Origin of the sequence: Knoellia sp. p5-6-4 (assembly GCF_029222705.1) — a bacterium.
Classification (GTDB): domain Bacteria; phylum Actinomycetota; class Actinomycetes; order Actinomycetales; family Dermatophilaceae; genus Pedococcus_A.
Window position 1 is genome coordinate 1,226,423 of sequence record NZ_JARGZF010000001.1, and the last position, 25,072, is coordinate 1,251,494.

General features: G+C 73.0%; 28 protein-coding genes. 9 read left to right on the plus strand and 19 right to left on the minus strand.

Annotated elements, in window-relative coordinates:
* Positions 1-6 precede the first annotated feature (6 nt).
* From P2F65_RS05900 to P2F65_RS05910, 3 genes are all read right to left on the minus strand, one after another.
* Complete coding sequence (locus P2F65_RS05900) at positions 7-372, minus strand: NADH-quinone oxidoreductase subunit A (protein ID WP_091763335.1); 366 nt, start codon at positions 370-372, stop codon at positions 7-9.
* Between the two features lie 112 nt (positions 373-484).
* Entirely contained in the window at positions 485-1,807 is a 1,323-nt protein-coding gene (locus tag P2F65_RS05905; protein WP_275805095.1) for a geranylgeranyl reductase family protein, read from the minus strand.
* Positions 1,808-1,879: 72 nt separating this feature from the next.
* Positions 1,880-2,617: a demethylmenaquinone methyltransferase gene (locus P2F65_RS05910; RefSeq protein WP_275805097.1), complete on the minus strand. Its 738-nt coding sequence runs from the start codon at positions 2,615-2,617 to the stop codon at positions 1,880-1,882.
* Between the two features lie 70 nt (positions 2,618-2,687).
* Here P2F65_RS05910 and P2F65_RS05915 point away from each other — a divergent pair, with 70 nt between their 5' ends.
* On the plus strand, positions 2,688-3,983 hold the full coding sequence (locus P2F65_RS05915) for an isochorismate synthase (protein ID WP_275805099.1): 1,296 nt from the start codon (positions 2,688-2,690) through the stop codon (positions 3,981-3,983).
* Between the two features lie 42 nt (positions 3,984-4,025).
* The gene (locus P2F65_RS05920; RefSeq protein ID WP_275805101.1) at positions 4,026-5,300 is read left to right on the plus strand and encodes a GNAT family N-acetyltransferase; all 1,275 of its coding nucleotides are present in this window, start codon (positions 4,026-4,028) and stop codon (positions 5,298-5,300) included.
* Here the strand turns inward: P2F65_RS05920 and menD are convergent.
* The 3 genes from menD to P2F65_RS05935 are packed head-to-tail and all read right to left on the minus strand — an operon-like array spanning position 5,297 to position 8,641.
* Entirely contained in the window at positions 5,297-7,012 is a 1,716-nt protein-coding gene (gene menD, locus P2F65_RS05925) for a 2-succinyl-5-enolpyruvyl-6-hydroxy-3-cyclohexene-1-carboxylic-acid synthase (protein ID WP_275805103.1), read from the minus strand. The genes P2F65_RS05920 and menD overlap by 4 nt on opposite strands.
* Positions 7,013-7,028: 16 nt before the next feature.
* Complete coding sequence (locus P2F65_RS05930; protein WP_275805105.1) at positions 7,029-8,390, minus strand: hypothetical protein; 1,362 nt, start codon at positions 8,388-8,390, stop codon at positions 7,029-7,031.
* Entirely contained in the window at positions 8,390-8,641 is a 252-nt protein-coding gene (locus P2F65_RS05935; protein WP_275805107.1) for a hypothetical protein, read from the minus strand. The genes P2F65_RS05930 and P2F65_RS05935 overlap by 1 nt, the downstream gene beginning before the upstream one ends.
* A 255-nt stretch (positions 8,642-8,896) precedes the next feature.
* Here P2F65_RS05935 and P2F65_RS05940 point away from each other — a divergent pair, with 255 nt between their 5' ends.
* On the plus strand, positions 8,897-9,100 hold the full coding sequence (locus P2F65_RS05940; protein WP_275805109.1) for a hypothetical protein: 204 nt from the start codon (positions 8,897-8,899) through the stop codon (positions 9,098-9,100).
* Between the two features lie 25 nt (positions 9,101-9,125).
* Here P2F65_RS05940 and P2F65_RS05945 read toward each other — a convergent pair whose 3' ends face one another.
* The 11 genes from P2F65_RS05945 to P2F65_RS05995 all read right to left on the minus strand — a co-directional run bounded on the left by P2F65_RS05945 (position 9,126) and on the right by P2F65_RS05995 (position 19,770).
* On the minus strand, positions 9,126-9,875 hold the full coding sequence (locus P2F65_RS05945) for a VOC family protein (protein WP_275805111.1): 750 nt from the start codon (positions 9,873-9,875) through the stop codon (positions 9,126-9,128).
* The gene (locus tag P2F65_RS05950) at positions 9,872-10,351 is read right to left on the minus strand and encodes an amino acid transporter (RefSeq protein ID WP_275805112.1); all 480 of its coding nucleotides are present in this window, start codon (positions 10,349-10,351) and stop codon (positions 9,872-9,874) included. The genes P2F65_RS05945 and P2F65_RS05950 overlap by 4 nt, the downstream gene beginning before the upstream one ends.
* A gap of 3 nt (positions 10,352-10,354) precedes the next feature.
* Positions 10,355-11,749, minus strand: coding sequence for a M20/M25/M40 family metallo-hydrolase (locus P2F65_RS05955; protein ID WP_275805113.1), 1,395 nt, complete (start codon positions 11,747-11,749; stop codon positions 10,355-10,357).
* Positions 11,746-12,471, minus strand: a complete 726-nt coding sequence (locus P2F65_RS05960) for an alpha/beta hydrolase-fold protein (RefSeq protein ID WP_275805115.1) — start codon at positions 12,469-12,471, stop codon at positions 11,746-11,748. The genes P2F65_RS05955 and P2F65_RS05960 overlap by 4 nt, the downstream gene beginning before the upstream one ends.
* 27 nt (positions 12,472-12,498) lie before the next feature.
* Positions 12,499-13,647: an alpha/beta hydrolase-fold protein gene (locus tag P2F65_RS05965; protein WP_275805117.1), complete on the minus strand. Its 1,149-nt coding sequence runs from the start codon at positions 13,645-13,647 to the stop codon at positions 12,499-12,501.
* Positions 13,644-14,606 (minus strand): Type 1 glutamine amidotransferase-like domain-containing protein, encoded by a 963-nt coding sequence (locus P2F65_RS05970; protein WP_275805119.1) that lies wholly within the window; start codon positions 14,604-14,606, stop codon positions 13,644-13,646. Before P2F65_RS05970 ends, P2F65_RS05965 begins: the two co-directional genes overlap by 4 nt.
* 3 nt (positions 14,607-14,609) lie before the next feature.
* The gene (locus tag P2F65_RS05975; protein WP_275805120.1) at positions 14,610-15,833 is read right to left on the minus strand and encodes an ATP-grasp domain-containing protein; all 1,224 of its coding nucleotides are present in this window, start codon (positions 15,831-15,833) and stop codon (positions 14,610-14,612) included.
* A gap of 40 nt (positions 15,834-15,873) precedes the next feature.
* The gene (locus P2F65_RS05980) at positions 15,874-16,902 is read right to left on the minus strand and encodes an o-succinylbenzoate synthase (protein ID WP_275805122.1); all 1,029 of its coding nucleotides are present in this window, start codon (positions 16,900-16,902) and stop codon (positions 15,874-15,876) included.
* A gap of 18 nt (positions 16,903-16,920) precedes the next feature.
* A complete protein-coding gene (locus tag P2F65_RS05985) occupies positions 16,921-18,186 on the minus strand; it encodes an Nramp family divalent metal transporter (RefSeq protein WP_275805124.1) in 1,266 nt (421 codons plus the stop codon).
* Positions 18,187-18,313: 127 nt separating this feature from the next.
* Positions 18,314-18,718, minus strand: a complete 405-nt coding sequence (locus tag P2F65_RS05990) for a VOC family protein (RefSeq protein WP_275805126.1) — start codon at positions 18,716-18,718, stop codon at positions 18,314-18,316.
* Between the two features lie 56 nt (positions 18,719-18,774).
* Positions 18,775-19,770 (minus strand): hypothetical protein, encoded by a 996-nt coding sequence (locus P2F65_RS05995; RefSeq protein WP_275805128.1) that lies wholly within the window; start codon positions 19,768-19,770, stop codon positions 18,775-18,777.
* A 118-nt stretch (positions 19,771-19,888) separates the two neighbouring features.
* Here P2F65_RS05995 and P2F65_RS06000 point away from each other — a divergent pair, with 118 nt between their 5' ends.
* From P2F65_RS06000 to P2F65_RS06010, 3 genes are read left to right on the plus strand one after another with little or no spacing between them, the layout of a single operon-like run.
* Positions 19,889-20,827 carry a 1,4-dihydroxy-2-naphthoyl-CoA synthase gene (locus tag P2F65_RS06000; protein ID WP_275805131.1) on the plus strand — a complete coding sequence of 313 codons (939 nt, stop codon included), beginning with the start codon at positions 19,889-19,891 and terminating at the stop codon, positions 20,825-20,827.
* Positions 20,828-20,836: 9 nt separating this feature from the next.
* On the plus strand, positions 20,837-21,001 hold the full coding sequence (locus P2F65_RS06005; protein ID WP_275805133.1) for a hypothetical protein: 165 nt from the start codon (positions 20,837-20,839) through the stop codon (positions 20,999-21,001).
* Positions 21,002-21,035: 34 nt separating this feature from the next.
* Complete coding sequence (locus P2F65_RS06010; RefSeq protein WP_275805134.1) at positions 21,036-21,830, plus strand: YwiC-like family protein; 795 nt, start codon at positions 21,036-21,038, stop codon at positions 21,828-21,830.
* Between the two features lie 16 nt (positions 21,831-21,846).
* Here the strand turns inward: P2F65_RS06010 and P2F65_RS06015 are convergent, their stop codons facing one another.
* Entirely contained in the window at positions 21,847-22,299 is a 453-nt protein-coding gene (locus P2F65_RS06015) for a hemerythrin domain-containing protein (RefSeq protein ID WP_275805137.1), read from the minus strand.
* Positions 22,300-22,367: 68 nt separating this feature from the next.
* Here P2F65_RS06015 and menE point away from each other — a divergent pair, with 68 nt between their 5' ends.
* The 3 genes from menE to P2F65_RS06030 all read left to right on the plus strand — a co-directional run bounded on the left by menE (position 22,368) and on the right by P2F65_RS06030 (position 24,767).
* A complete protein-coding gene (gene menE / locus P2F65_RS06020; RefSeq protein WP_275805139.1) occupies positions 22,368-23,531 on the plus strand; it encodes an o-succinylbenzoate--CoA ligase in 1,164 nt (387 codons plus the stop codon).
* 12 nt (positions 23,532-23,543) lie between these two features.
* Positions 23,544-23,807, plus strand: coding sequence for a PLD nuclease N-terminal domain-containing protein (locus tag P2F65_RS06025; RefSeq protein WP_275805141.1), 264 nt, complete (start codon positions 23,544-23,546; stop codon positions 23,805-23,807).
* 87 nt (positions 23,808-23,894) lie between these two features.
* Positions 23,895-24,767: a 1,4-dihydroxy-2-naphthoate polyprenyltransferase gene (locus P2F65_RS06030; protein WP_275805143.1), complete on the plus strand. Its 873-nt coding sequence runs from the start codon at positions 23,895-23,897 to the stop codon at positions 24,765-24,767.
* Here P2F65_RS06030 and P2F65_RS06035 read toward each other — a convergent pair.
* The gene (locus P2F65_RS06035) at positions 24,764-25,072 is read right to left on the minus strand and encodes a DUF4229 domain-containing protein (protein ID WP_275805145.1); all 309 of its coding nucleotides are present in this window, start codon (positions 25,070-25,072) and stop codon (positions 24,764-24,766) included. The genes P2F65_RS06030 and P2F65_RS06035 overlap by 4 nt on opposite strands.

Here is a 25,072-nt window from a genome sequence, read left to right on the forward strand (position 1 = left end):
CGCGCGTCAGTCCCACTCGAGCCCGCCGCGACGCCAGACGTAGGCGTAGGCGACGAACACGGTGATGATGAACAGCACCATCTCGACCAGCGCGAACAGGCCGAGCTGGTTGAAGGCCACTGCGAAGGGGTAGAGGAAGACCGACTCGATGTCGAAGATGATGAAGAGCATCGCGGTCAGGTAGTACTTGATCGGCACGCGCAGGCCGCCACCAGCCGCCTGGGGGGTGGGCTCGATGCCGCACTCGTAGGCGTCGAGCTTGGCGCGGTTGTAGCGCTTGGGTCCTGCGATGGACGCGGCGAACACCGAGAAGACCGCGAAGCCTCCACCGATGGCCAGCAGGAACAGCAGCGGGACGTAGGGGTTGGTCACCGCGCAACTCCCCTTTCTTGTGTCTGACCAGAATTTCTTTCGCCGACGAGGGTGCGGAAATGCCTGCAATCCGGCCCAATCCTAGGGGCACGGGTCTTGGGCGCATCCCCGCTCATGCGTCGGGAGCCATCTTCGACAGGGCGGTGATCAGGCGGTCGCTCGCGTCGCCGCCGCGCGGCTCGGCGAGGTTGGCCATGACCTTCAGCAGGAACTTCATCAACGTCGTGCGCGGCAGGCCGTACTTGGTGGCCAGGCGCATGACCTCCGGGTTGCCGATCATCTTCGCGAAGTAGCGGCCGAGGGTGTAGTAGCCGCCGAGGGCGTCCTTCATGACACCCGGGTAGGAGCGCAGCACGCGCTCACGCTGCGCGTCGTCGCCCCGGGCGAAGGCCTGGGCGATGACCTCGGCGGCGAGCCGGCCGGACTCCATGGCGTAGGCGATGCCCTCGCCGTTGAAGGGGTTGACCATGCCGCCGGCGTCACCGACCAGGAGCAGGCCCCGGTCGTAGTGCGGCTGGCGGTTGAAGCCCATGGGCAGTGCGGCCCCGCGGATCGGGCCCACCATGGTCTCGTCGTTGTAGGTCCACTCCCGCGGCATCGTCGCCACCCAGCGGCGCATGACGTCCTTGTAGTCGGTCTTGCCGAAGGCCGAGGAGGTGTTGAGGATGCCGAGGCCGACGTTGGAGGTGCCGTCACCGACGCCGAAGATCCAGCCGTAGCCCGGGAGCAGGACCCGCTTGCCGTTCTCGTCCGTGCTCCACAGCTCGAGCCAGGACTCGAGGTAGTCATCGTCGTGCCGGGGGCTCGTGTAGTAGGTGCGCACCGCGACGCCCATCGGGCGGTCGTCGCGCTTGGGCCGGTCCATGGCCAGCGAGAGGCGCGAGGAGTTGCCGTCGGCGGCGACCACGAGCGGGGCGCGGTAGACGAGCTCGGGCCCGGTGGACCGGCCCTTCTCGTCGACGGCCTTGGCGGTGACGCCCACGATGGCGCCGGTGTCGTCGACCACCGGCCCGGTGACGTTGGTCGACTCGCGCAGGCGGGCGCCGTGCTTCACGGCATGCTTGGCGAGGATGTCGTCGAAGTCCTGCCGGGTGCGCACGAGGCCGTAGGGCGGGAAGCTCGCGAGGTCGGGCCACGGGAGCGACAGGCGCATGCCGCCGCCGATGATGCGCAGGCCGTGGTTCCTGATCCAGCCGTCCTCCTCGGGGGTGGGGATCCCGAGGGTGATGAGCTCCTTGACCGCACGGGGGGTCAGGCCGTCACCGCAGACCTTCTCGCGAGGGAAGGCGGTCTTCTCCAGGACGAGGACGTCCAGGCCGGTCATCGCGAGGTACGCGGCGGTGGCCGATCCTGCCGGGCCGGCCCCCACGACGATGACGTCAGCGCTCTCCGTCGCCGACGCCACGGACCCGCTGCTGATGATGCTCTGACTCACGCCTGCCTCGAAACGCTTGTGAACCTGTTCACGAATTGAGGAGTCTATTCCCGCATCGCGTCGTTGTCGTACTTAGGCCGACCTAACCGCCCCGGCGTCCCCGACGAGCACCGGCCCACCCGGCTTGACCGCCCGGTGCAGGGCCACGATGCCGCCGCTGAGGTTGCGCCACGCGACGTCGGACCAGCCGGCCCCGAGGATGGCCTGGGCCAGCTCGCGCTGGGCCGGCCAGGCCTTGATCGACTCCGCGAGGTAGACGTAGGACTCGGGGTTGGAGCTGACCCGCCGGGCGATCGGCGGCAGCGAGCGCATGAGGTACTCGTTGTAGACCGTGCGGAAGGCCTTGTTGACCGGCTGGCTGAACTCGCACACGACGAGGCGCCCACCCGGCTTGGCCACGCGGAGGAACTCCGCGAGCGCGCGACCGGTGTCGGCCACGTTGCGCAGCCCGAACGACATCGTCACCACGTCGAAGGACTCGTCGGCGAAGGGGAGGCGCATGGCGTCCGCGGCCGTGAAGCCGAGGTCGGGCCGGCGGCGGTTGCCGACCGCGAGCATGCCGAGCGAGAAGTCGGCCGGGACGACGTCGACGCCGGCGTCGGCGAAGGGCTCGCTCGAGGTGCCGGTGCCGGCCGCGATGTCGAGCACCCGCTCGCCCGGCCTGGCGTCGACCGCCTTGACGACCGCCCGGCGCCACAGCCGGTCCTGCCCCAGCGAGAGCACGTCATTGGTGACGTCGTACTTCGAGGCGACGTCGTCGAACATGGCCGCCACGTCGCGGGGGTCCTTCTCGAGGCTGGCGCGGGTCATGGGCCCCATCCTCCCCGATGCCCGCCCCACGGCATACAGCAGGCCGCCCGCGCGTAGGCTGGCCCGCGACATGACGACGCAGCCCGACCCCGGTCTCGCGGCCCGCCCCGACGGCACGCCGCTGGTCGCACGCACCGTCGCCTTCGACTCCCCCGGCGACCTGCTGTCGCTGCTGCCCGCGGTCGACGACCCCCGCCAGGTCTCGAGCTGGGTGCGCCGCGGCGAGGGCCTGGTGGGGTGGGGCCGTGCGCTGGAGCTCACCGCCCACGGGGAGCGCCGGTTCGAGGTGGCCCAGGACTGGTGGCGGCGCGTGGTCTCCACCGCCGTGGTGCGTGACGAGGTGGGAGTGCCCGGCACGGGCCCGGTCGCCTTCGGCTCCGTGTCGTATGCCGCCGGCTCGGCTGCGGGGGCCACGCTCGTCGTGCCCAAGGTCGTCGTGGGGTGCCGGGACGGCCGTTGGTGGCTCACCACCATCGGCAGGCAGGCCAGCGTGCCGCCCCCTGCCGCACCGGGCCCGCAGCCGCCGGCCGCGGAGCCGGTGGGCGTGACCTTCGCCGACGGCGCCCTGTCGTCGGCGAAGTGGGCGGTGCGGGTCCGCGAGGCCGTCGAGCGGATCACGGCCGGTGAGATCGACAAGGTGGTGCTCGCCCGCGACCTGCGGGTGCAGGCCGCCGACCCGGTCGACCCCCGCTGGCTGCTCCAGCGGCTCGCCGAGCGCTACGACACCACCTGGGTGTTCGCGGTCGACGGGCTGGTGGGCGCGACCCCCGAGATGCTCGTGCGCCTCGAGAAGGGCCTGGTCACCTCCCGCGTCCTGGCCGGCACCATCCGCCGCACCGGCGACGACGAGCACGACCTGGCGCTGGCCGCCTCGCTGGCCCGGTCGTCGAAGGACCTCGAGGAGCACGAGTACGCCGTGCGCTCGGTCGCCGACGCGCTGCGGCCGCACTGCTCGTCGATGAACGTGCCGGAGTCCCCGTTCGTGCTGCACCTGAGCAACGTCATGCACCTCGCCACCGACGTGGCAGGGGTGCTCGACGACCACACCGGCTCGCTGGCGCTGGCGGCCTCGCTCCACCCCTCGGCCGCCGTGTGCGGGACCCCCACCACCGACGCCGACCGGGTCATCGCCGAGCTCGAGGAGATGGACCGCGGCCGCTACGCCGGGCCGGTGGGCTGGATGGACGCGGCCGGCGACGGCGAGTGGGGCATCGCGCTGCGCTGCGGGGCCTACGAGCCCGGCGACCCCACCGCCCTGCGCCTGTTCGCCGGCTGCGGCATCGTGGCGGGATCAGACCCCGAGTCGGAGGTCGCCGAGTCCGACGCCAAGCTCGTGCCGATGCGCGACGCGCTCTCCGGCGGGTAAACCCACTGGCACCGAGGGACTCCGGGCGCGAGGATCGGCGCCATGGCAGGCGAGCCCACGGCACACCGGATCGTCCCCGTCACCCCCGAGGTCGCCGAGGACTTCCTCGCGGTCGACCAGGCGGCGTTCTTCTTCGAGCACTCCCGGCCGTGGGAGGAGGCCATGGCCGCGCTCGACCTGAGCCGCTGCTTCGCCGCCACCCGCACGGGTGAGCCGCCGTTCTCAGGCGTCTACGGGTCGTTCGACCTGACGGTGACCGTCCCAGCGCCGGCGGGCGGGCTGCACGCGGTGCCGATGGCCGGGCTGACCTGGGTCAGCGTCCACCCGGACGAGCGGCGCCGCGGCGTGCTGAGGCAGATGGTCGAGCACCACTTCGCCGACCTGCACGAGCAGGGCGTCGCCCTCTCCGGCCTCCATGCCGCCGAGCCGGCGATCTACGGCCGGTTCGGGTATGCCGTCGCCTCACTCGACGCCTTCGTCACCCTCTCGCGGGGCCAGGACCTGCGCGCGACCTCCCTGGACGAGTCCGCTGCGGCGGTCACGACCCGGCTGGTCCCCCTGTCGCGGGACGGCGTCGCCGACCAGGTGCACGACCTGCACGCCCGGTTCACGGCGGCCCAGCTCGGGGGCGTCGTCCGCACCCACCAGATGACGGGCGCCGAGGCTCGCGACTTCCCTCCCGCTCGGCGCGGCCGGGAGGCACGCCAGGTGCTCTTCGCCGAGCGTGACGGCCAGCAGGTCGGCTATGCGGTGCTTCACCGGAAGGAGAGGTGGGAGCAGGGCCGCCCGCAGGGGTCGGTGACCTGTCACGAGATGGCTGCGGCCGACCCTGCGGCGCTGCTCGCGCTCGGACGGCGGCTCGTCAGCTTCGACCTCACCAGCGAGGTGAAGGTGGAGGGTCGCAGCCTCGACGACCCCCTGCTCTGGTGGGCGGGCGGCCCGCGAGCCGCGTCGGTCACGGTCTACGACGGGGTCTGGCTGCGGCTCGTCGAGGTCGGCGCCGCGCTCGAGCAGCGCGGTCTCGGGGCGCCCGTCGACGTCGTGCTCGAGGTGGCCGACCCCGTCTGCCCCTGGAACCACGGTCGCTGGCGGCTGGCGTCTGCGGGCGCAGGATCACCCGTCACGTGCGAGCGCACCGACGCCGCCGCGCACGTGCGGCTCCCCGTGCAGGCACTGGGGTCCGCGTACGCCGGGCTGCGCACGATCGCGTCGCAGGCGCACCAGGGGGTGGTCGAGGAGGTCGCGGCGGGGTCGGTCTCGGCGCTCTCCGCCGCCTTCGCGACCGATCGGCAGCCGGTGGCCGCGATCCCCTTCTAGCGCTGCCGGCCGGGCTCCCCTGCGCCGCCAGTCGCGGCGAGCGCCTCGGCCGCCACGCGGCGCAGGCGCTCGTGGGCCGCCCGGTGGCCGGTGCGGTCGACCTCGACCTCGAGCACCCGCAGCCCGTGCGGTCGCTGGGCCACTGCGGCGACCAGCGCGTCGCGACTCTCCACCTTCTGGTGGGCCACCCCGTGGGCGGCGCACAGAGCGGCCAGGTGGGTGCCGGTCGGTGTGCCGAAGACCCGCTCGAAGTCGTCGGCGCGCTCTGGCTGTCCTGGCTCGAGCAGGGTGAAGATGCCCCCACCGTCGTCGTTGGCCACCACGAGGGTCAGGTCGGGCTGCGGCTCGTGGGGGCCGACGAGCAGGCCGTTCGCGTCGTGGAGGAAGGTGAGGTCGCCGAGCAGCGCGTAGGTGGGCGCGCCGGCGGCGAGCGCCACGCCGACCGCCGTGGACACGCAGCCGTCGATGCCCGCCAGACCGCGGTTGGCGACGACGGCGGCGCGACTGGTGCGGTCGCCCGAGAGGTCGAGGTCGCGGACCGCGTTGGAGGAGCCGACGAACAGCAGCGACCCGTGCGGCACCGCGCCGAGCACGGCCTGCGCCACGGCGAGCCCGGTCGGCCACGGCAGCCCGGCCCTCGCCACCGCGGCGGCCAGGGCGTCGCCCGCCTCACGCCACGCCTTCGTCCACCGCGGGTCCTCGCAGGGCACCGGGTGGTGGAGCACCCCGAGCCCGTGAACGGCGCTGACGACGTGTCCGGGGTCAGCCCACTCGGGGGACGCAGCGACCGCCTCGACGCGCACGCCCTGCCGCCGCAGCAGCCGGGCGACCGGTCGTGCCAACGTGATCCGGCCGACGGTGACGACCCGCTCCGGCAGGTTGTCCGCCAGCCACGATTCCACGCCGAGCAGGAGCGGTCCGTGTGGCACCACGCCTTCGGCGCCGGCCCCGAACGGCTCCGCGACCACCGGCCAGCCGCTCTCGCGCGCCCAGGTGATGGCGGTCTCGGCGAGCCCGGGCTCGGGCAGGTCGCCGACGACGACCACGGTGCGAGGAAGGGGGTCGAGCGGTCTGGAGTGGCCGGGGGCGCTCGTCAGCACCTCCACCCAGGGGGCGCCGTCGGGACGGCCCTCGAGCTCGTCGGGCCACACGCCGTCGGCCGTGGGGACCAGCGGCTCCCGCAGCGGCACGTTGAGGTGCACGGGTCCGGGCACACCGCCGGGGCGCCCCCGGCTGGCCGCCACCGCCCGGCACACCGACGAGCGCCACGATGACACCTGACCGAGGCGGCGTTCCGGCGCTCCCAGCTCCTGAGCCCACCGTGTCGCCGAGCCGAACATCCCGACCTGGGTGGTCGTCTGGTTCGCACCGGTGCCCCGCAGCTCGGGGGGCCGGTCGGCGCTGAGCACCAGCAGGGGGACCTGTCCGTGGTGGGCCTCGAGCACCGCCGGGTGCAGGTTGGCGACGGCGGTGCCCGACGTCGTGACGACGGCTGCCGGGGTGCGCGTCACCTTCGCCAACCCGAGGGCGAGGAACCCGGCCGACCGCTCGTCGACCCGCACGTGCAGCCGCAGCCGGCCGCCCCGGTCGGCCTCCTGCAGCGCGTAGGCCAGGGGCGCAGAGCGCGAGCCGGGGCACAGCACCGCCTCGCGGACGCCGCACCGCACCAGCTCGTCGACGAGCACGGTCGCGAGCGCGGTGGACGGGTTCACGGCGCCGATCTTGCCACTACGGCGACGGCCCGACCCGCTGCACCCGGTAGTCCCGCACCGTCGGCGTCCCGTGCGTGCTGCCGCTGAGGAAGGCCTCGCTGCCCTCTCTCCAGACGGCGACCGACCCCGACCGCGAGGCGTCGACCATCGCAGCCGTCTCTCGGTAGCGCGTGGCCGCGTGGGAGGCACCCGCGGTGCGCACCTCGCCGCAGCGCAGGTCACGGGTCACCGTGACGTGGTGACCGCGGTCGGCATTGCGCTCACCCTCCAGGCGCGGCACGGCGTCCTGCCGGTGCTCGATGGCCAGCACCGAGACGTCGGCCGGCACCGGGACACGGCCGATCGGGGCGCCGCTGGCGACGACATGGGTGACCCGTTGTCGCTGCCGGAAGCCGGGGTCGGCTGCGAGGGCAGCGGCCACGATCCCTCCCTGGCTGTGGCCGGCGACGAGGACCGGGTCGGCCAGCCCCGCGCGTCCCGCGTCGCGTTGGGCGAGGACGAGGGCGCGCTCCACCCCTGCTGCGAGCAGCGTCTGCTGCTGGGCCATGAGGAGCACGTCGCTCGTGAGGTCGGAGGGGTTCGGCCCAGCCCGGGGCGACCACACCTGCGTCCCGGGGACGACGACGACCCACGCGCAGGAGCCGTCGGCCTGCGGCACCTGCACCACCCGCACCCGGTCGGGTTCCCCGTCCGGGCCTGCGAGGTCGTCCTGCGTGATGAGCAGGTCCGCGACACTCTCCGGCGCAGCTGCGCTGGCGCCGTCGGTCCGGACAGCGGTGACCCTGACCTGATGTCCCGCTTCGGTGAGCCAACCCCTGGTCGCCCCCGCGGCGGCCAACAGGCTGAGGCCGTCCTCGTAGTCCCCGGGTGCCGCCGGACCGGCCACCACGCCCTCGACCCCGCCCGCGAGGTCGGCCAACTCGGGGACGGCGAAGAGCAGCCGGTCCGCGGCCGCCCCGACGTCGACGCCGGATCGTTCAGCGACCGCCACACCCACCGCGAAAAGGGGCGCCTGGCGGGACAGGGCATGCACGACGGCGTCCTGTGCCGACTCGACCAGCATCGCGACCGCCTCCTCCCCGGCCTCGTAGGCCGCGACCGCCGACCTCACCGTGACGGCAAGGGCGGCCAACGCGGCGGCGTCGGCAGGCAACCCGGTCGGACCAGCCAGCTCGGCCAGCGCCGCTGCGACCCGAGCGGCATCAACCGGGCTGACGAGCGCCACTGTCACCAGGTCTGCCGCCACCCCCGCTCGCAGCAGCGCACCCACCAGATCGGTCAGGTCGCCGGCGATCTCAGCCAGCCTCGCGGCAGCAGCGGTGAGGTCCTCGAGCGCGGCGCCCACTCCTCCTGCGCCGCCGGTGACGTCGAGGCCCATCAGCCCGTTCCACGCCGCTCGACCATGGTGGCCAGGTCCTCGAAGGTGCGGGCGAGCTCATGCGTCGCCTCGGCTTCGAGCTCGAGTCGACGTGCCCGCGACTCGACCTGCGCCCGGTAGAGGTCGGCAGCCTCGGAGCGCCAGCGGACCGCACCGACCGCCCGAACCCGCAGGGCCAGCAGCCGCATCCGGTCAGCCTGGACATGCGTGGATGTCGCCATCCGCCTCAGCTTCTCGACATGCCCTCGCATGCGGCGAAGGTAGGCGGCGGGAGCGGCACCGAGCGGTCGCCCGCCGCCGCCCTGTGGACCGCGCGACGACGCCGGACCGCTTGGGGACAACGACGGTTTGCAGAGGCGCCGCCCACGAGGTCACACCATCCACAGGAGGGGGCGAACCAGCGGCGACCGGGAGGGATGTGTGCCGCGAAACCCATTGTCCTCCAATTGTTTCCGTCGCGCGCAAGCGGACCTGGGTTGTCGGTGCTCACCTCTGCTGTTGTCGTCATGGAGGGACGCCCGGACCAGGAGCTGAGCGTGGCCGAGCACCGCGAACGGGTCGCGGCTGCGCGCTCTTCCCTGTCCGCCTTGGGCTCGGTGTTGTGGCAGGCGCCCAGTGGTGGCGGGCCGAACGGGCTGGCTGGCGGGGCGACAGGCATGCCCAACGGCATGTCGGCGACGGGGCCGGCGCGCACGGCATACGGCTCCTAGGCACCGCCGGTCGTCAGCACCCCCGTCACGGCCCCCGGCGCGGGTCCCGATCGGTGACGCAGTACCGGTGTCCCGCCGGGCCCTGCATGACCGTCCAGCCGCGCCCCTCGCCCTCGACCCGGGCCCCGAGCGCGCGGTGGCGCTCGACCTCGGTCGCGCGGTCGACGGCGGCGAGGTCGACGTGCCCCCGCACGATCCCCTCGGACTCGACGAGCCGCTGGAACAGGAACCGCACGGGCATGCCGCTCGGCCAGGCCAGCCGCACGAACTCGTCGTCAGGGTCGGGGTCGTCGACGCCCCACCCGGTGAGCTGTGACCAGAAGGCGAGCTCGGCGGCATACCCACTCGACGGCACGTCGAGGCAGACCTGGTCGACCAGGCTCTCGGCGCCGGCGCCGGCGCCCGCGCGGGCCTGGCCGCGCGCGGACTCCTGCGCCGACCAGCGGGTGAGGCAGAAGACGAAGCCGCCCGGCGACCGGCAGACGATGACGTCGCCGAAGTCCCCGACGACAGCGGCGCCGAGGCCGACTGCCCGCTCGGCGGCCTCCGGCAGCGGTTCCTCGACGTCGAGGTCGAGGTGGACGCCGCCGCCACCGCCGACGCGCTGGACCTTCAGCCACGGGTCACCGTCGGCCGGGAGCAGCGTGGCGAACTCCCGGTGCTCCCCGCGCCAGGGGGACAGCCCGCTGCGGGCCACCTGTTGCCAGAAGGCGAGCGCCGTCTCGAAGCCCTGCTCGGGCAGGTCGAGGAAGAGCCAGACCCAGCGCACGCTCATGCGTTCTCCTCCAGGCCGTCGAGGACCGCGAGGTCGTGCCGGTCCTGCTCACGGTGCGTGTACCCGGCGTGCAGCTCGCGCTGCTTGGCCGCCGTCAGGCAGATGACCTCCCGGCCGGCGATGCACCCCGTGGTCCAGACGTCGGCGGGGTACTCGAAGCGCGTGTCGTCCAGGCCCGCCTGCCACCCCCTGCCGTCCGCTGCCAGGTGCAGGGGGTGCAGGTCGACATGGCGGGCACCGTGGGAGACCTCCACCCGCACCGGGAGCCAGTCGGTGGTGACCGCGTAGCCACACCCCCGGAGCGCCTCCAGAGCTGCCTCGACGCGTTGCGCCGGCACCATGACGTCGAGGTCGCGGTGCTCGCGGGTCTGCCGGCCGGCCAGTGCGTCGACGCCCCAGCCCCCGGACAGCCGCGCCGTGGCCCCGGCGGCGCCGAGAACCTCCAGGACCTCGTGGACGTCAGCCTCGGTCACCATGGCTCACTCCCGCTCCAGCAGCCCGCCGAGGTCGGCGAGGAACAGCGCCTGCGCGAGGGCGGTGCGCCGCAGCTCGTCGGGGTGGACGCTCTCGTTGGGGCCGTGGATGTGGCAGCCCGGTTCCTCCACCCCGACCAGCAGGATCTCGGTGTCGGGCACCAGCTCGGCGAGGGCCGTGGCCAGCGGGATGGACCCGCCCTGGCCCGTGGTCACCGTGTCGCGGCCGAACGCAGCCTTCATCGAGCGGGCCAGGGCGCGGTATGCCGGTCCGTCGGTGCGGGCCTCGAACGGCTGGCCGAGCGAGACCGGGCGGACGTCGACGTGCGCCCCGAACGGCGTGTGCCGCACCAGGTGGTCCATGAGGAGCTGTTGCGCGTGCGCCGCGTCGGTGCCCGGCGGCACCCGCAGGTTCACCACGGCCCGGGCCTCGCCCTGCACGGCGGCGGTCACCTGCGACACCGGCGGGCAGTCGATGGCCAGCACCGTGGCGGCGGGCCGCGCCCACAGCAGGTCGGCAGCCGTGGCGTACTGACCGGTGAGGGGGTCGACCCCGTCGAGCAGTGCGGCGTCGGCGCGCAGGCGCTCGGGGTCGAGGGGCGTCCCCTGCCACCTGCCGTCGTGGGCGAGGCCGTCGACCGTCGTCTCACCGGTCTCGTCGCGCAGGCTCGCGAGCGCCATGAGCAGCGCCTGGAGCGCGTCGGGCACGGCTCCCCCGTACATGCCCGAGTGGGCCGGCCTGGTCATGGTGCGCACCGTGACCAGGACGCTGCCGGTGCCCCGCAGCGACGTGGTCACGGTGGGCACCCCGAGCTCGACGTTGCCGGTGTCGGCCAGCAGCAGGGCGTCGCACTGCACCAGCTCGGGGCGCTCGCGCGCCAGCGCCTCCATGCCACCGCTCGACTGCTCCTCCGAGCCCTCGCACAGCACGGCCGCCCCCACCGGCCACTCGCCGCAGACCGACGCCACCGCCCGCAGCGCGAGCAGGCTCGCGACGAGGTTGCCCTTGCAGTCGGCGGCTCCCCGGGCGTACCACCGCCCGTCGCGCTCGGTGAGCTCCCACGGCGGGGTGTGCCAGGCGGCCAGATCCCCCGCGGGCACGACGTCGTAGTGCGAGTACATCAGCACGGTGGGAGCACCCTCGGGACCCCGGCTGCGGGCCACCACCGCTGTCGAGCCGTCCGGCGCGGGCCGCTGGTCGACCTCGTCGAACCCCTCCTCCACCAGCAGCGAGGCCACGAGGGCTGCCGCGTGGTGGCACTCGTCGGCGGGCTCGATGTCGGGGTTGGCGACCGAGCGGAACGCGACGAGGTCCTCGAGGTCGGCGCGCGCCCGCGGCATACCGTGGTCCACCGCGTGGGCGAGCCGCTCGCGCAGGTCGGTGGCCGGGTCATCCGTCACGGCACCAGCTCGTGGAGGTAGACCGGCAGCATCTGCCACCAGGTGTGCCAGTCGTGCGGGTACTGCGGCCCCCAGTCGTCGACGCGGTTGGGCACCTGCTTGGAGCCGAGCACGTGCGCCACCGCCCACGACTCCCCGATGTCCTCCCACTCGCCGGTGCCGGTGGCGAGCACGATGAAGCGGCGCTGCAGCTCCTCGAGCAGAGGCCCCTCCAGACCGGGCAGGAAGTGCAGCGGTGAGGCGTAGTAGAGGTCCTCGGTGACGGGACCCCCGATGAGGGCGTCGAGCCGGTAGGTGCCGCTCATGCAGACGGCGGCGCCGAACAGGTGCGGGTAGCGGCAGATCATGGCGAGCGAGTTGAAGGCGCCGATGGAGGAGCCGGCCGCGACGATCGGGTGAGGGCCGCGGGCGTCGGCGTGGATCGCCGGCACCACCTCGTGGGCCACGGCGTCGTGGAACTGGTTGAACAGCCACATCCGGTGCTCGGGCGAGCCCTCCCGGTGGACCAGCGCCATGCCGGCGACGCTGTCACACGAGTAGACCTTCACGCGGCCGGCCTCGACCAGCGGCCACACGTGGGCGACCAGCTGGTTGCGCTCGACCTCCTCGGCGTCGCCCCCGGCGGTCGGGAACAGCAGCACCGGCACGCCGTAGTGGCCCCACCGCGTCAGGGTGATGTCGCGGTGCATGCGGTGCGAGTACCAGCGCTCGGTGACCTTCACGTGCGTTCCCTCCTGCAGGGGCCATGACTACTCGTACACGTACTTCTGCGGTCCTGGGAACACCCACGACAGGCCGTCCCGCAGCCGGTCTCGCCAGTTCTCCCAGTTGTGGCCGTCGCGGGCCTCGGCGTAGTTCACGGTGACCCCCGCCGAGCGGAACACCGACACCATCGAGCGGTTCGGCGTGATGAGCGGCTCGTAGGTGCCGCAGCTCATGAACATCCGCTCCACGGGCCGGGTCGGGCGGGCCCGGTAGCGGTTGACGAACTTGACCACCGGGTCGAAGTAGGGGCCGCCGCCGTGCTCGAAGCCGATGTCGGTGAAGACGAGCGACGCCGACTGCAGCAGCAGGGAGCCGAACAGCCCCGGGTAGCGCACCGCCGTCGACAGCGACGCGATCCCGCCGAAGCTGCTGCCCATGAGGCACCGCCCCTCGGGGGCGTCGAGCAGCGGGAGCTGCTCGGTGAGCCGTGGCACGAGCTCACGGGCGATGAAGCGCGCGTGCGGCGCGTGGTTGGGGTACTCCTTGAGCCGGTCGCGCGGCGGCACGAACGCGACCACCATCGGCGCGATGTCGAGCCGGTGGATGAGGTTGTCGAGCACCGTCCTCATCGCCGCGAAGTCCAGGTAGTCGGTGCCGTCGTGCACCACCAGCAGCGGGTAGCGCATGGCCCGGTTGAACCGCGCCGGCAGGTAGAGGTGCACGGACTGGTCGCGGCGCAGCGCCTTGCTGCGCAACACCTCCTCGTGCAGGTCGCCCGGCCGGGCCTCGGGGTCGTGGTGCACCCACTCGGGCACCTCGTAGCCGACGGCGGCGCACACCGAGCTCGACCCCATGGGGCTGTGAGCCACCCGAGGGTTGAGCGGGTCGTTGAAGCGCTCGTGGTGCTCGCCGCGGCGGGTCTCGAGCTGGTACTCCACGCGCGACCCCTCCGGCAGCACCGTGCTGGCGGCCCACAGGTCGGTGCCCTCGAGCCGGCGCATCTCCAGGGGGTCCGGCAGCCCCACGACGCGGTGCCGCACGGAGACGCCGTCGACCTCGCCGCGGAAGAGGAACGTCGCCCGCTCCCCCTCGACGATGGGCGAGCCGTGCCGGCTGACGAAGCGGTCGACCGCCGCGCCGTCGACCGGCAGCCGCTCGCGCAGGCGGTTGATCGCCATCCGCCGCTCGCTCACGGCGCCAGCACCTCCTGCACCACACCGTCGGAGGTCAGCACCCGCACGCCGTGCGGGAGGGCGCCGTATGCCGCGTGCCCGCCTTCCGCCCCCGGCCTCGGCCCACCGCCGTCGAAGACCACCGAGGTGCCGTCGTCGAGCAGCACCAGCCGGTGGTGCGGGAAGCGCCTGGCCAGCACCGCACAGCGGGAACGGTCGTCGAGCCGCAGGCGACGGCGGGCGTGCGGCAGCGCGATGACCGCGGGCACCCGTCCCAGGCCCCGGTCGTAGACCTCGGCCTCGTGGGAACCCTGCGGTGCGTGGTCGTGGAAGAGCACCACCTTGTCTGTGAGGGCCATCGCGCCGGCCGACCAGGCGATGACCGGCAGGTCCTCGCCGATCGGCAGGGCGAACAGCCGCAGCGCCCGCAGCAGGGTGCCGACGTGCCCGCCGGTGATCACCAGCGCGGCGCTGTCGGCGAGCATCCCGGCCAGCTCGCCCCGGTGCCAGGAGATGACCTCGCTCTCGGCGGCGGACGTCTGGGCATCGAGCTCCCGGTAGAGGTCCTTCAGCCGTGCCGAGTACCACTCGTCGAGCCGGCGCACCGCCTCGACGGCGTCGGCGAGCGCCACCGCACCGGTGCCGTGCGCGGAGGTCCGGCGCTGCACGGCATACACGCCCTGCATCGCGATGTCGAGGCGCAGCCGGTAGAAGGACTGGAGCTCGTCGTGGCGGTCGCGGAACGCCAGCGCGGCCGCCGCGAACCCATCGTCCTTGTCGAGCACGTCGAACATGCGGTGGTAGAGGCGCAGGTTGCGGCCCCGGCCGTCGAGCACCTGGTTCAGCTCGTCGTCCTGGTCCTCGCGCTCCTCCCAGCCCGCCGTGATGGTGGCAACGGGGCCCTGCACCTCGAGTGCCCGCAGCGTCGAGCCCGCGGTCGTCATGAACCGCTGCGGGCCCAGCAGGACGGTGGTCGCCACAGGTCAGCCGGCGTAGACGTGGATCGTCCGGCCGGCGTCGTCGAGCATGCCCCTCAGCGTGTCGTAGTCGGGGTGGCGCATCCGCACCCAGGCGTTGGCCATGTAGCCGGCCTCGACGGGCTGCGTCGGGTGCCCCTCGGGCGGGAAGTGCCCGTCGATGATCCAGTCGCGGTAGCGGGCCTGGATCTCCTCGATGCCGCTGTAGCCGCGGATCTGTCCGTCGGCGTCCGGTCGCAGCGCGACGATGCCGGCCGAGTAGGGGCGCCGCATGGGCTGGTCGGTGGTGCCGTGGGTGATGACGTGCGCCCACTCGCGGTAGACGTCGACGTCGTTGCTCGCCGAGTACAGGTCCCAGCAGCCGACGCCGGGCGGGCGCGCGCCGATCTCGGAGAAGCGCAGCCCCTTGGGGCCGTGGAACCACTCCATGTGCGTGGCGGAGGTGCCGATGCCGAGCGCCTCGATGACGCGCTGGCCCAGGGCCCGCACCTCGGCGTAGAAGGGCGAGTCGTCGATGCGGTTGGTGGTGACGAACTGCGGCGAGATCCAGCGGTGGCGCATCGCCTCGAGGACGTTGGGGTAGTAGTGGGTGACCCAGTCGTGGGCGACGCGGCCGTCGATGGCAATGGTGTCGTAGAAGCCCTCGTGGCCCTCGACGAACTCCTCGATCGCGATGGAGGTGGCCCCCTCCCCGCCGAAGACGCCCAGGGCTTGGTCGAGCTCCTGCGGCGAGTCGACGCGGGTCGTGCCCTGGGCGCCGGCGCCGGCCCGGGGCTTGAGGATCAGCGGGTAGCCGACCCGCTCGGCGAAGTCGTGTGCCTGTGCGGCCGACTCGATGGCGGCCGACGCCGCGGTCGGCACGCCGGCCTGGCGCAGGGCATCCTTCATCGAGGGCTTGTCACGGCAGAGCCACGTCGTGCGCACGCTGGTGCCGGGGATGCCCGTGGCCTCGCGCACCTGTGCGGCGGGCATCGTGTGCGCCTCGACGGTGGCCTCGAGCCGGTCGACCCAGAGACGGGACTGGATGAAGCGCACGGCCTCGGTCATCTCATCGACGTTGGTGACCGAGCCGACCTTGTAGTAGCCGCCCATCGCACCGCGCAGCTCGTCGCCGAGCGCTCCCTCGTCGGACTCGCCGACGCCGATGACGTTGGCTCCCACCGAGGCGAGCGCGTGCACGAAGCGTCGCTGGTTCGCCGGGAAGCCGGGCTCGACGAAGACGATGTTCACGACCCCGACTGTATTGCCGGGAGGCGGACCCGTCCTGTCGTCACGCGCTTCCGCGGGAGCGCTGCAGCTCGGCCCAGCAGGCGCGCACCCGTTCACGCCACCAGGCCTGCCGGTCCTCCGGGACGGCCCAGCGCTCCAGCAGGTCGCGGTCGGCGTCGACGCGCCGCACCGCCAGCTCCCCGTTGCGCGGTGTCAGCGGGTCGGCGGTGACGTCGCCCTCGAGGAGCGCGACGGTGCCGAGCCCACAGGCGAACGGCAGCTCGGGAAGCGCGGCGGCGAGGGCGAGACCTGCTGCCATGCCGACCGAGGTGTCCAGCGCGGACGACACCACGGCGGGCAGGCCGCACTCCTGCACGACCTCTAGCGCCCGCCGCACGCCGCCGAGCGGCGCCACCTTCACCACGACGAGGTCGGCGGCCTCCTCGCGGGCCACCAGCAGCGGGTCCTCGGCCTTGCGGATCGACTCGTCCGCGGCGACGGGTACGTCGATCCCGCCCCGGGCCAGGGCGACCCGCAGGCGTTTGAGCTCGGGCACGGTGGCACAGGGCTGCTCTGCGTACTCGATGCCGTATGCCGCGAGCGCACCGAGCGCGTCGAGGGCCTGCTCGACGTCCCAGGCGCCGTTGGCGTCCACCCGGATGCGCGCCTCTGGCCCCATCGTGTCGCGCACGGCGGCCACGCGGCGCACGTCGTCGGCCAGGACCTGGCCGCGCTCTGCGACCTTGACCTTGGCGGTGCGGCATCCGTCGAAGCGGGCCAGCACCGTCGGCACCTGCTCGGCCGGCACCGCGGGCACCGTCGCGTTGACCGGGACGGTGTCGCGCCGCGGCGCGGGCCAGCCGTGCCAGGCGGACTCGACCGCGGAGGCGAGCCAGCGCGAGGCCTCCGGCGGCTCGTACTCGAGGAAGGGCGAGAACTCGCCCCAACCGGCCGGGCCCCGGACCAGCGCGGCCTCGCGGACCGTGACGCCGCGGAAGTGCACCCGCATCGGGATGGCGACAGCCCGCAGCCCGGCCAGGACGGCGTCGAGGTCGACGGTGTCCGGGCCGGGCTGCGGGTCAGTGCTCATGGCCGCCAGCCAACCACGTCAGGCGCCGCGCACGGCCTTCTGCAGCTCGTTGACGGCGAGGGCGATGAAGGCTGCGGCGATGACCACCATGACGGCGTTCGACGCGACCTTGTTGCGCCACTGCGCCGGCACGTGCTTCTTGTTGAGCAGCCACAGCAGCGTGATGGACAGGAACGGCATGAAGAAGGCGCCGAGCACGCCGTAGGCCAGGATCAGGTAGACCGGCTTGCCGAGGAACATCATGACCATCGGCGGGAAGGTCAGCCACAGGATGTAGGCCTTGTAGTACTTGCCGCCGAGCCGGCTGTCCGGGTGGTCGGCGCCGTGGCCGCGGATGTGGCCGACGAAGTCGGCGAACATCATCGAGACGCCGTTCCAGACGCCGACGAGCGAGGACATCGCCGCGGCCCAGAAGCCGACGAGGAAGACCTTGCCGGCCCAGACCCCATAGCGGTCGCCGAGCACGTTGCCGAGGTCGAGCAGGCCCTTGTCGCCGGTCGCGACGGCGATCTTGGCGGAGTAGAGCAGCTCGGCACCGACGATCAGGGTGGCGAGCACGAAGATGCCGGTGACGACGTAGGCGACGGTGTTGTCGATGCGCATCACCCGCATGTGGCCGGGGGTGGTCCAGCCCTTCTCACGGATCCAGTAGCCGTAGGCCGCCAGCGTGATGGTGCCGCCGACGCCGCCGGCGAGCGACAGCACGTTGACCAGACCGCCGTCCGGGATGATGGGCACCAGCCCCTTGAGGAGCTCGGGGATGTTGGGCAGCGTCAGCAGGGCGGCGCCCACCATGGTCACGAACATGACGCCCACGAGGGCGGCACAGACCTTCTCGAAGAGCGAGTAGCGACCCCACCACACCAGCGCCAGGCCGACGAGGCCGGACAGGATGCCCCAGGCCTCGACCGGGAGGAAGGGCAGCAGGGCGTGCAGCGGCAGGCCGGTGCCCGCCATCGCTGCGGCGCCGTAGACGAAGCCCCAGATGACGATGTAGGGCCCGAAGTACCAGTGGGTCCACTTCCCGAGCCGGGTCCAGCCCTCGTAGATGGTGTCGCCCGTGGCGAGCGAGTACCGCCCGGCGCCCTCGACCAGCACGATCTTCATGACGACGCCGACGACGACCGTCCAGAGCAGCGCGTAGCCGAACTTGCTGCCGGCGATGAGGGTGGCCACGAGGTCGGCCGCGCCGACACCGGTGGCCGCGACCACCAGACCGGGGCCGACGAGCTTCCAGGTGGGTCTGGTCGCCTCGTCCTGAGGCGTCGAGGTCTGCGTGGCCATTGGGTCTCCTCCAGTCGGCGCTGACATTCCGGGTCACGCTACCGACTCGGGGCATACCCCTCCATCTCGGGCACAACCACAGAGACGGCTGTGGCCGGGTGTGGCGACTGTGTCGGGCGCGGCCGGGTCAGCGGTCGCGCGAGGAGAGCACGCAGAACTCGTTGCCCTCCGGGTCGGCCAGCACCGTCCATGTGACGTCCTCGCTCTGGCCCACGTCGACCTTCGTCGCCCCCATCTCGAGCAGCCGGGCGATCTCGGCGTCACGGTCCTGGCTGGTGTGCGGTGCGAGGTCGATGTGCAGCCGGTTCTTCACCGTCTTGCCCTCGGGCACCGGCACGAAGACCAGCCCCTGGGGCTGGCGCATCCACTCCTTGCCGTCGGTGATGGGGTCGACGCTCAGGTGCTTGGGGATGACGGCGACCTCGTGCTCGTCCTCGTAGACGATCACGAAGTCGAGCACCTCCGCCCACCAGCGAGCCTGGGCGGCGATGTCGTGGGAGTCGACGACGACGGAGTACCAGCGCAGAGCCATGACCGGACGCTATGACGCCGCGGCGAGACCCGCCACCGGTCAGCCGTCCGAGTCGGTCATCCCGCTCGCAGTCGTTCCTGCTCCGCGAGGGCGAGGTCCCGAAGCCCCACGAGCTGGCGGCGGAAACGGGAGACCAGCAGGTCGGCGGACCCGAGCTCGAGCACGTCCGGGTTGGCCCCGTAGCCGTGCCGCCCGAAGCGCACACCTCGCGGGCCTGCGACCGCGTGGGCGAACGCCCTGCCGCGCTCGGTGGGCGTCGACTTCAGCCCGCACAACGCAGTGATGGCCGAGACGGGCATCACCCGGCCCGGTCCAAGCAGGTCGTTGGCCTTGCCCACCGCCCAGAGCACTGCAGCAGGGACCACCTCGTCGCGGGACGGTTCACGCAGCAGGCCCGGCTCGGCCGCAACGGCGCGCACCAGCAGTCGCCGGCAAGCCGTGCGCACCTCGTCGTCGAACAACCGTGCCGCCACGTCGTCGACCTGCTCGCTGATGACCTGCACCCGTTCGCGACAGCGGTCGGGCACCGGCGACAGCTCGAGCGGTTCGTCGCCGGGCAGTGGGTCGACTGACAGCTCGTCCAACGCCTCGTGGCTTCCGACCAGGCGCGCCAGCCAGCCCAGCTCGCGCTCGTGGCGGGGCGGCTCCGGCGGCGGTGGAGCAACCTCGACCGGCTCCGGCCTCCCCCGCCCGAGCTCGAGGGCCGCACACTCGTAACCGCTGCCCTGCACCGAGCGCTGCATGACGTCGACGACCTGGTCGTCCATCATCACGAGCACCGTCATCCGTCCGAGGGTGCTCGTGCCGACGCGCCTCCCGTACTCGTCACAGCTGTCGTCGTACTCGGCGTCATACCTGTCGTCGTAGTCGCCGCCGTGGAGCCGGCCGTAGAACACCTCGTCGTCGTGGCCCATCTCCCGTGGCGGCCTGCCCCGCCAGTCCGCCAGATGCGACACCGGACGGCCCGTCACCCCAGCACCCTGCGACTCCCTGTACTCCATCAGCTCCACCCCAATCGCCTCGGCGACGCCCTCGTCGCTCGGTCCCACCACTGTCACAGGAGGGCCCGACCTCGCCGCCGAGATATCCACAGCCGGGGCTCATCACGGAGGGCGGCTGGGACGCAGCCACGCGGCATACCCGACTCAGCGCCCGGCTAGGCTCGCGCGGGTGAGTGAGCAGAGCAGCGTGAGCGAGACGTTCGACCCGGCGGCGTGGGAGCAGGTGCCGGGCTTCGACTTCACCGACATCACCTACCACCGTGCACGGGAGGTCGGCGCCGTCCGCATCGCGTTCAACCGGCCCGAGGTGCTCAACGCGTTCCGCCCGCACACCGTCGACGAGCTCTACCGCGCGCTCGACCACGCCCGCATGACGCCCGACGTCGGCTGCGTCCTCCTCACCGGCAACGGCCCCGGTCCGGCGGGCACGGGGTCGGAGCGCAAGTGGGCCTTCTGCTCCGGTGGCGACCAGCGGATCCGGGGCCGCTCCGGCTACCAGTACGCCTCCGGCGAGACCGCCGACACGGTGGACCAGGCGCGGGTCAAGGCGATGGGCGGACGCCTCCACATCCTCGAGGTGCAGCGGCTCATCCGCACGATGCCCAAGATCGTCGTCGCCGTCGTGAACGGCTGGGCGGCCGGTGGCGGGCACAGCCTGCACGTCGTCTGCGACCTGACCATCGCCTCCCGCGAGCACGCCCGGTTCAAGCAGACCGACGCCGACGTGGGCTCCTTCGACGGCGGCTACGGCTCGGCCTACCTCGCCAAGATGGTCGGCCAGAAGTTCGCCCGAGAGATCTTCTTCCTCGGCCGCACCTACTCGGCGGAGGACATGCACCGGATGGGCGCGGTCAACATCGTCGCCGACCACGCCTCGCTCGAGGAGGAGGCGCTGCAGGTGGCGCGCGAGATCATGGGCAAGAGCCCGCAGGCGCAGCGGATGCTGAAGTTCGCCTTCAACCTCACCGACGACGGGCTCATGGGCCAGCAGGTGTTCGCCGGCGAGGCCACCCGACTGGCCTACATGACCGACGAGGCCGTCGAGGGCCGCGACCAGTTCCTCGAGAAGCGCGACCCCGACTGGTCACCCTTCCCCTGGTACTTCTGAGATACCTCGGTGTGCCGCGCGGCCCGCTCCGCGCTCGCGTCCGCCGGCGCTGTGGACCACTCCTACTCCGGCACGGCGCCACCGGTGCTTGACACCTTCGCCCCGGCGCCGGGCGTCCCGGCCCCCAGCCTGCTGGAGGCGGGGTACCAGCACCTCCTCGGCCTGGCCGTCTGATTTTCCACGGCCGATCCCGGGTTAATATTCCCCCGTGAGCCCTCGAGCAGCCACGAGGCAGCGGGACGGCAGGACCGGCGCACCCGCCCGGCCGACCGGCAAGGCCAGGAAGCGGTCGCCGGGCTGGGTGCCGAACCAGCACGGCGCCTGGGCGATGCTCACCACGCCACTGCTGGCCGGGATCATCGCCAGCGAGCCGCGCTGGGTGCACCTGCCCCTGACAGCGTTCTGGTTCGCCGGGTACTTCGCCTTCTTCGCCACCGGCCTGTGGCTGAAGTCGCGGCGCAAGCCGCGCTACCTGCCGCCGGTGCGCGTCTACGGCGTCGCGAGCGCCCTGCTCGGCGCACTGGTGCTCGTGATGGACCCCGGCCTTGCGCTCTGGGCGCCGCTGTTCGTGCCGCCGCTGGGGATCGGGCTCACCGCCTCCGCCACCCGCCACGAGCGCGCCCTCGCCAGCGGCCTGGCGACCGCCACCGGCTCGTGCCTCATGACGCTCGTCGCCTACGACGCCGGCGGGGGCACCGACTGGGCCGCGGCCTGGCTCATGACCGCCGTCCTCGCGGGCTACTTCGCCGGGACCGTCTTCTACGTCAAGACACTGCTCCGCGAGCGCGGCAGCGAGCGGCACTACTGGCTGTCGGTGGGCTTCCACTCGCTGGCCACCCTCGCCCTCATCCCGGTGGGCGGGGCCATGGTCGCGGTCTTCGCCCTGCTCACGGTGCGCGCCGCCATCGCCCCCGCGTTCGGTCTGTCCCCCAAGCAGGCGGGCATCGGTGAGATCGTGGCGACCGCCGCCGTGGCGGTCACCGCGTTGCTCGCCGTGGCCTGAGCCCTCGGCCCCCCAGCTACTCGGACCCGCCGATGTCGACCTCGTAGGCCTCGAACACCACGTCGGCCCCCGCCTGCCGGTGCCGCACCAGCTGGCCCATCAGGGCCGTGACCTCCTCGCGGAAGGCGAGCAGGTCCCCTACCGGCCCGGCCCCGTCGAGCCGCGCGAGGAGGCTGTCGAGGTGCGCGGCATACCGCATGTGCTCGTCGGTGAGCCTTCGCACCTGGCCGGAGAGGCGTGGCGACGTGCGGCGCACGTCCGCATAGAGCCCGCCCTCCCCCTCGGTGAGGTCGATGTGGACGCGGAAGTCGTGCGCGAGCTCACCGAGCGCAGTCCGCACCCGGTCGAGCCACGCGTCCTGCCGAGCCACAGGGGCGGCGAGCGCCTCATCGACGGCCGCCACCGAGTCCCGCAGCTCCGCGCGGTGTGCCCGCACCCGCTTGAGGTAGTCGGAGAACTCCAGGTCCACGAACCCCATGGTGGCCCCGGCGCCGGGCGGCGTCCAGAGGGCCGGCCCCCGCGGCATACCCTGACCCCGTGAAGCGCCTGCACCTGCTCGAGGTGCCCTCCGGGACCGCGGCGCTGCAGGTGGTGCCGTCCCTGCGCGCGGCCCTGGCGGGTGGGCCTGCCGTGGTGCCGTATGCCGCGGGCACCCGCCCGCCTGCCGTGCCCGGCGAGGCCGTGGACCTGCCCGAGGGCCTCGCCGTCGTCGTCGGCACCTCGGGCTCGACCGGCAGCCCCAAGCTCGCGATGCTCACGTCCGACGCCCTGGCCGCGAGCGCCACCGCCACCCACGAGCGGCTGGGAGGACCCGGCCAGTGGCTGCTGCCCATGCCGGCCCACCACGTGGCCGGCATCCAGGTGCTGGTGCGGTCGCTGGTGGCGGGCACGACGCCGGTGGCGGTCGACCTCGCCGACGGCTTCACCACGCGGGCGTTCGCCGACGCCTCCAAGGCCCTTGACGGCGAGCGCTGCTACACCTCGCTCGTCCCGACCCAGCTGGTCCGTCTCCTGGCCGACGAGGACGGGTCCGAGGCCCTGCGGCGGTTCGACGCCGTGCTGCTCGGTGGCGCCGCCAGCCCGCCGACCCTCCTGGCCCGGGCGGCCGAGGCCGGGGTGCGCGTCACCACGACCTACGGGATGAGCGAGACCGCCGGCGGCTGCGTCTACGACGGCCTGCCGCTGGGCTGCACCCGGGTGCGCGTCGACGCCGAGGGCAGGCTCCACCTCGGTGGCGCGACCCTCGCCGTCGGCTACCTGGGCCGCCCCGACCTGACGGCCGCCGCCTTCACCTCCCACGCCGACGGCACCCGCTGGTTCGCCACCGACGACGTCGGCCACCAGGACGGCGACGGCCGCTGGCACGTCGACGGCCGGCTCGACGACCTTGTCAACACCGGCGGGCTCAAGGTGGCCCCCCGGCTCGTGGAGGAGGCGCTGGTCGAGCACCTGCCCGCGGTGGCCGAGTGCGCCGTCGTCGGGGTGCCCGACCCCGAGTGGGGTGAGGCCGTCGCGGCCGCCCTGGTGCTCGCCGACGGCGCCGCCCCCCCGACGCTGCAGGAGGTCCGCGACGCCGTGCGCGACGTCCTGCCGGGTCATGCCCTGCCCCGTCGTGTGGGCGTCGTCGACACCCTGCCGCTGCGTGGTCCCGGCAAGCCGGACAGGTCCACCCTGCGTGCCCTGCTCGCCAGCGGTTCGTGACACGATTGGCTCATGCTGCGCGTGCTTCCCTGGCTCCTCGGCATCGCCCTGACGGTCTACGCGGTGGTCGACTGCATCCAGACCGACGAGAGCCGCGTGCGCAACCTCCCCAAGCTCATCTGGGTCTTCCTCATCCTGCTGTTCGCGATTGCCGGGCCCCTCGCGTGGTTCCTCGCCGGCCGGCCTCGCCGGCAGCGGCCGACCCGCGGGCCAGGTCAGCGCCCCTCCGCCCCGCGTGGCCCCGACGACGATCCCGACTTCCTCCGTAACCTGTAACCAGCACCTGCCACCAGCAGGGCACCCTCGTCACAGCGTCGTGGCGTTGCCCACCCTTCGCACAACCCGAGTGAGACCAGCACACCCATGGCCACCATCGCCCAGTGGATCGAGGGCGCCCGCCCGCGCACCCTTCCCGCCGCCATCGCCCCCGTCGTCGTCGGCACCGGTGCCGCAGCCGCCGTCGACCAGGCCGATCTCGCCCTCGCCCTGCTGGCCCTCGTCGTCTCGGTGTGCCTCCAGGTCGGGGTCAACTACGCCAACGACTACTCCGACGGCATCCGCGGCACCGACGCCGACCGCGTCGGCCCGGTGCGGCTCGTCGGCCAGCACAAGGCCGACCCCGACAACGTCAAGCTCATGGCATTCTCGTTCTTCGGGTTCGCCGCGCTGGTCGGACTCGCCCTGGTCGCCCTGAGCGCCGCGTGGATCATGATTCCGCTCGGCGCGCTGGCCATCCTCGCCGCGTGGAAGTACACCGGCGGCGACAACCCCTACGGCTACCGCGGCCTCGGCGAGGTCTACGTCTTCGTGTTCTTCGGGCTGATGGCCACCCTCGGCACCCTCTACACCCAGGCCGGCGAGGTCACCGGCGTCGGCCTGCTCGGCGCCGTCGGGGTGGGCGCCATCGCCTCGGCCATCCTCGTGGCCAACAACCTGCGCGACATCCCCACCGACCGCGCGACCGGCAAGAACACCCTCGCGGTCCGGTTCGGCGACCGTGGCACCCGCCTCCTGTATGCCGCCCTGCTCCTCGTCGCGCTGCTCGCCGTGGTGGGCATCGCCTTCACCCACCCGCTGGCGCTCATCGCGCTGCCGGCGTTCGGCCTTGCGTGGCGCCCGTTGCAGGTCGTGCGCTCGGGCGCCACGGGCCGCGACCTCGTGGCCGTGCTCGCGGCCACCGGCCTGTTCGAGGTCGCGTATGCCGTGCTGCTGGCCGCGGGGCTGGCTCTCGCCTAGCGGTACTCGACGGGACCGTTGTCGCGGGTCTCGTCCTCGGCGTCCTCGGCCTGCTCGTCGGAGCCGACGGGGCGGGTGCTGCCCTGCTCCTGCTTGGCCTGCGCCCGGCGCTCGAGCCGCTCGGCGAGCTGCTGGCTGTAGTCCTCGCGGAAGCGCTTGAGGACCACGACCGAGATCGCCATGGAGATGAGCGCCGAGAGCACGAGCAGCAGCAGCTGCTCGTCGCGGTCGCGCAGGCCGAGCAGCCACAGGGCCGCCATGACGCCGAAGAAGATCAGGATGCGCAGGAGCGAGTAGCGGACCAT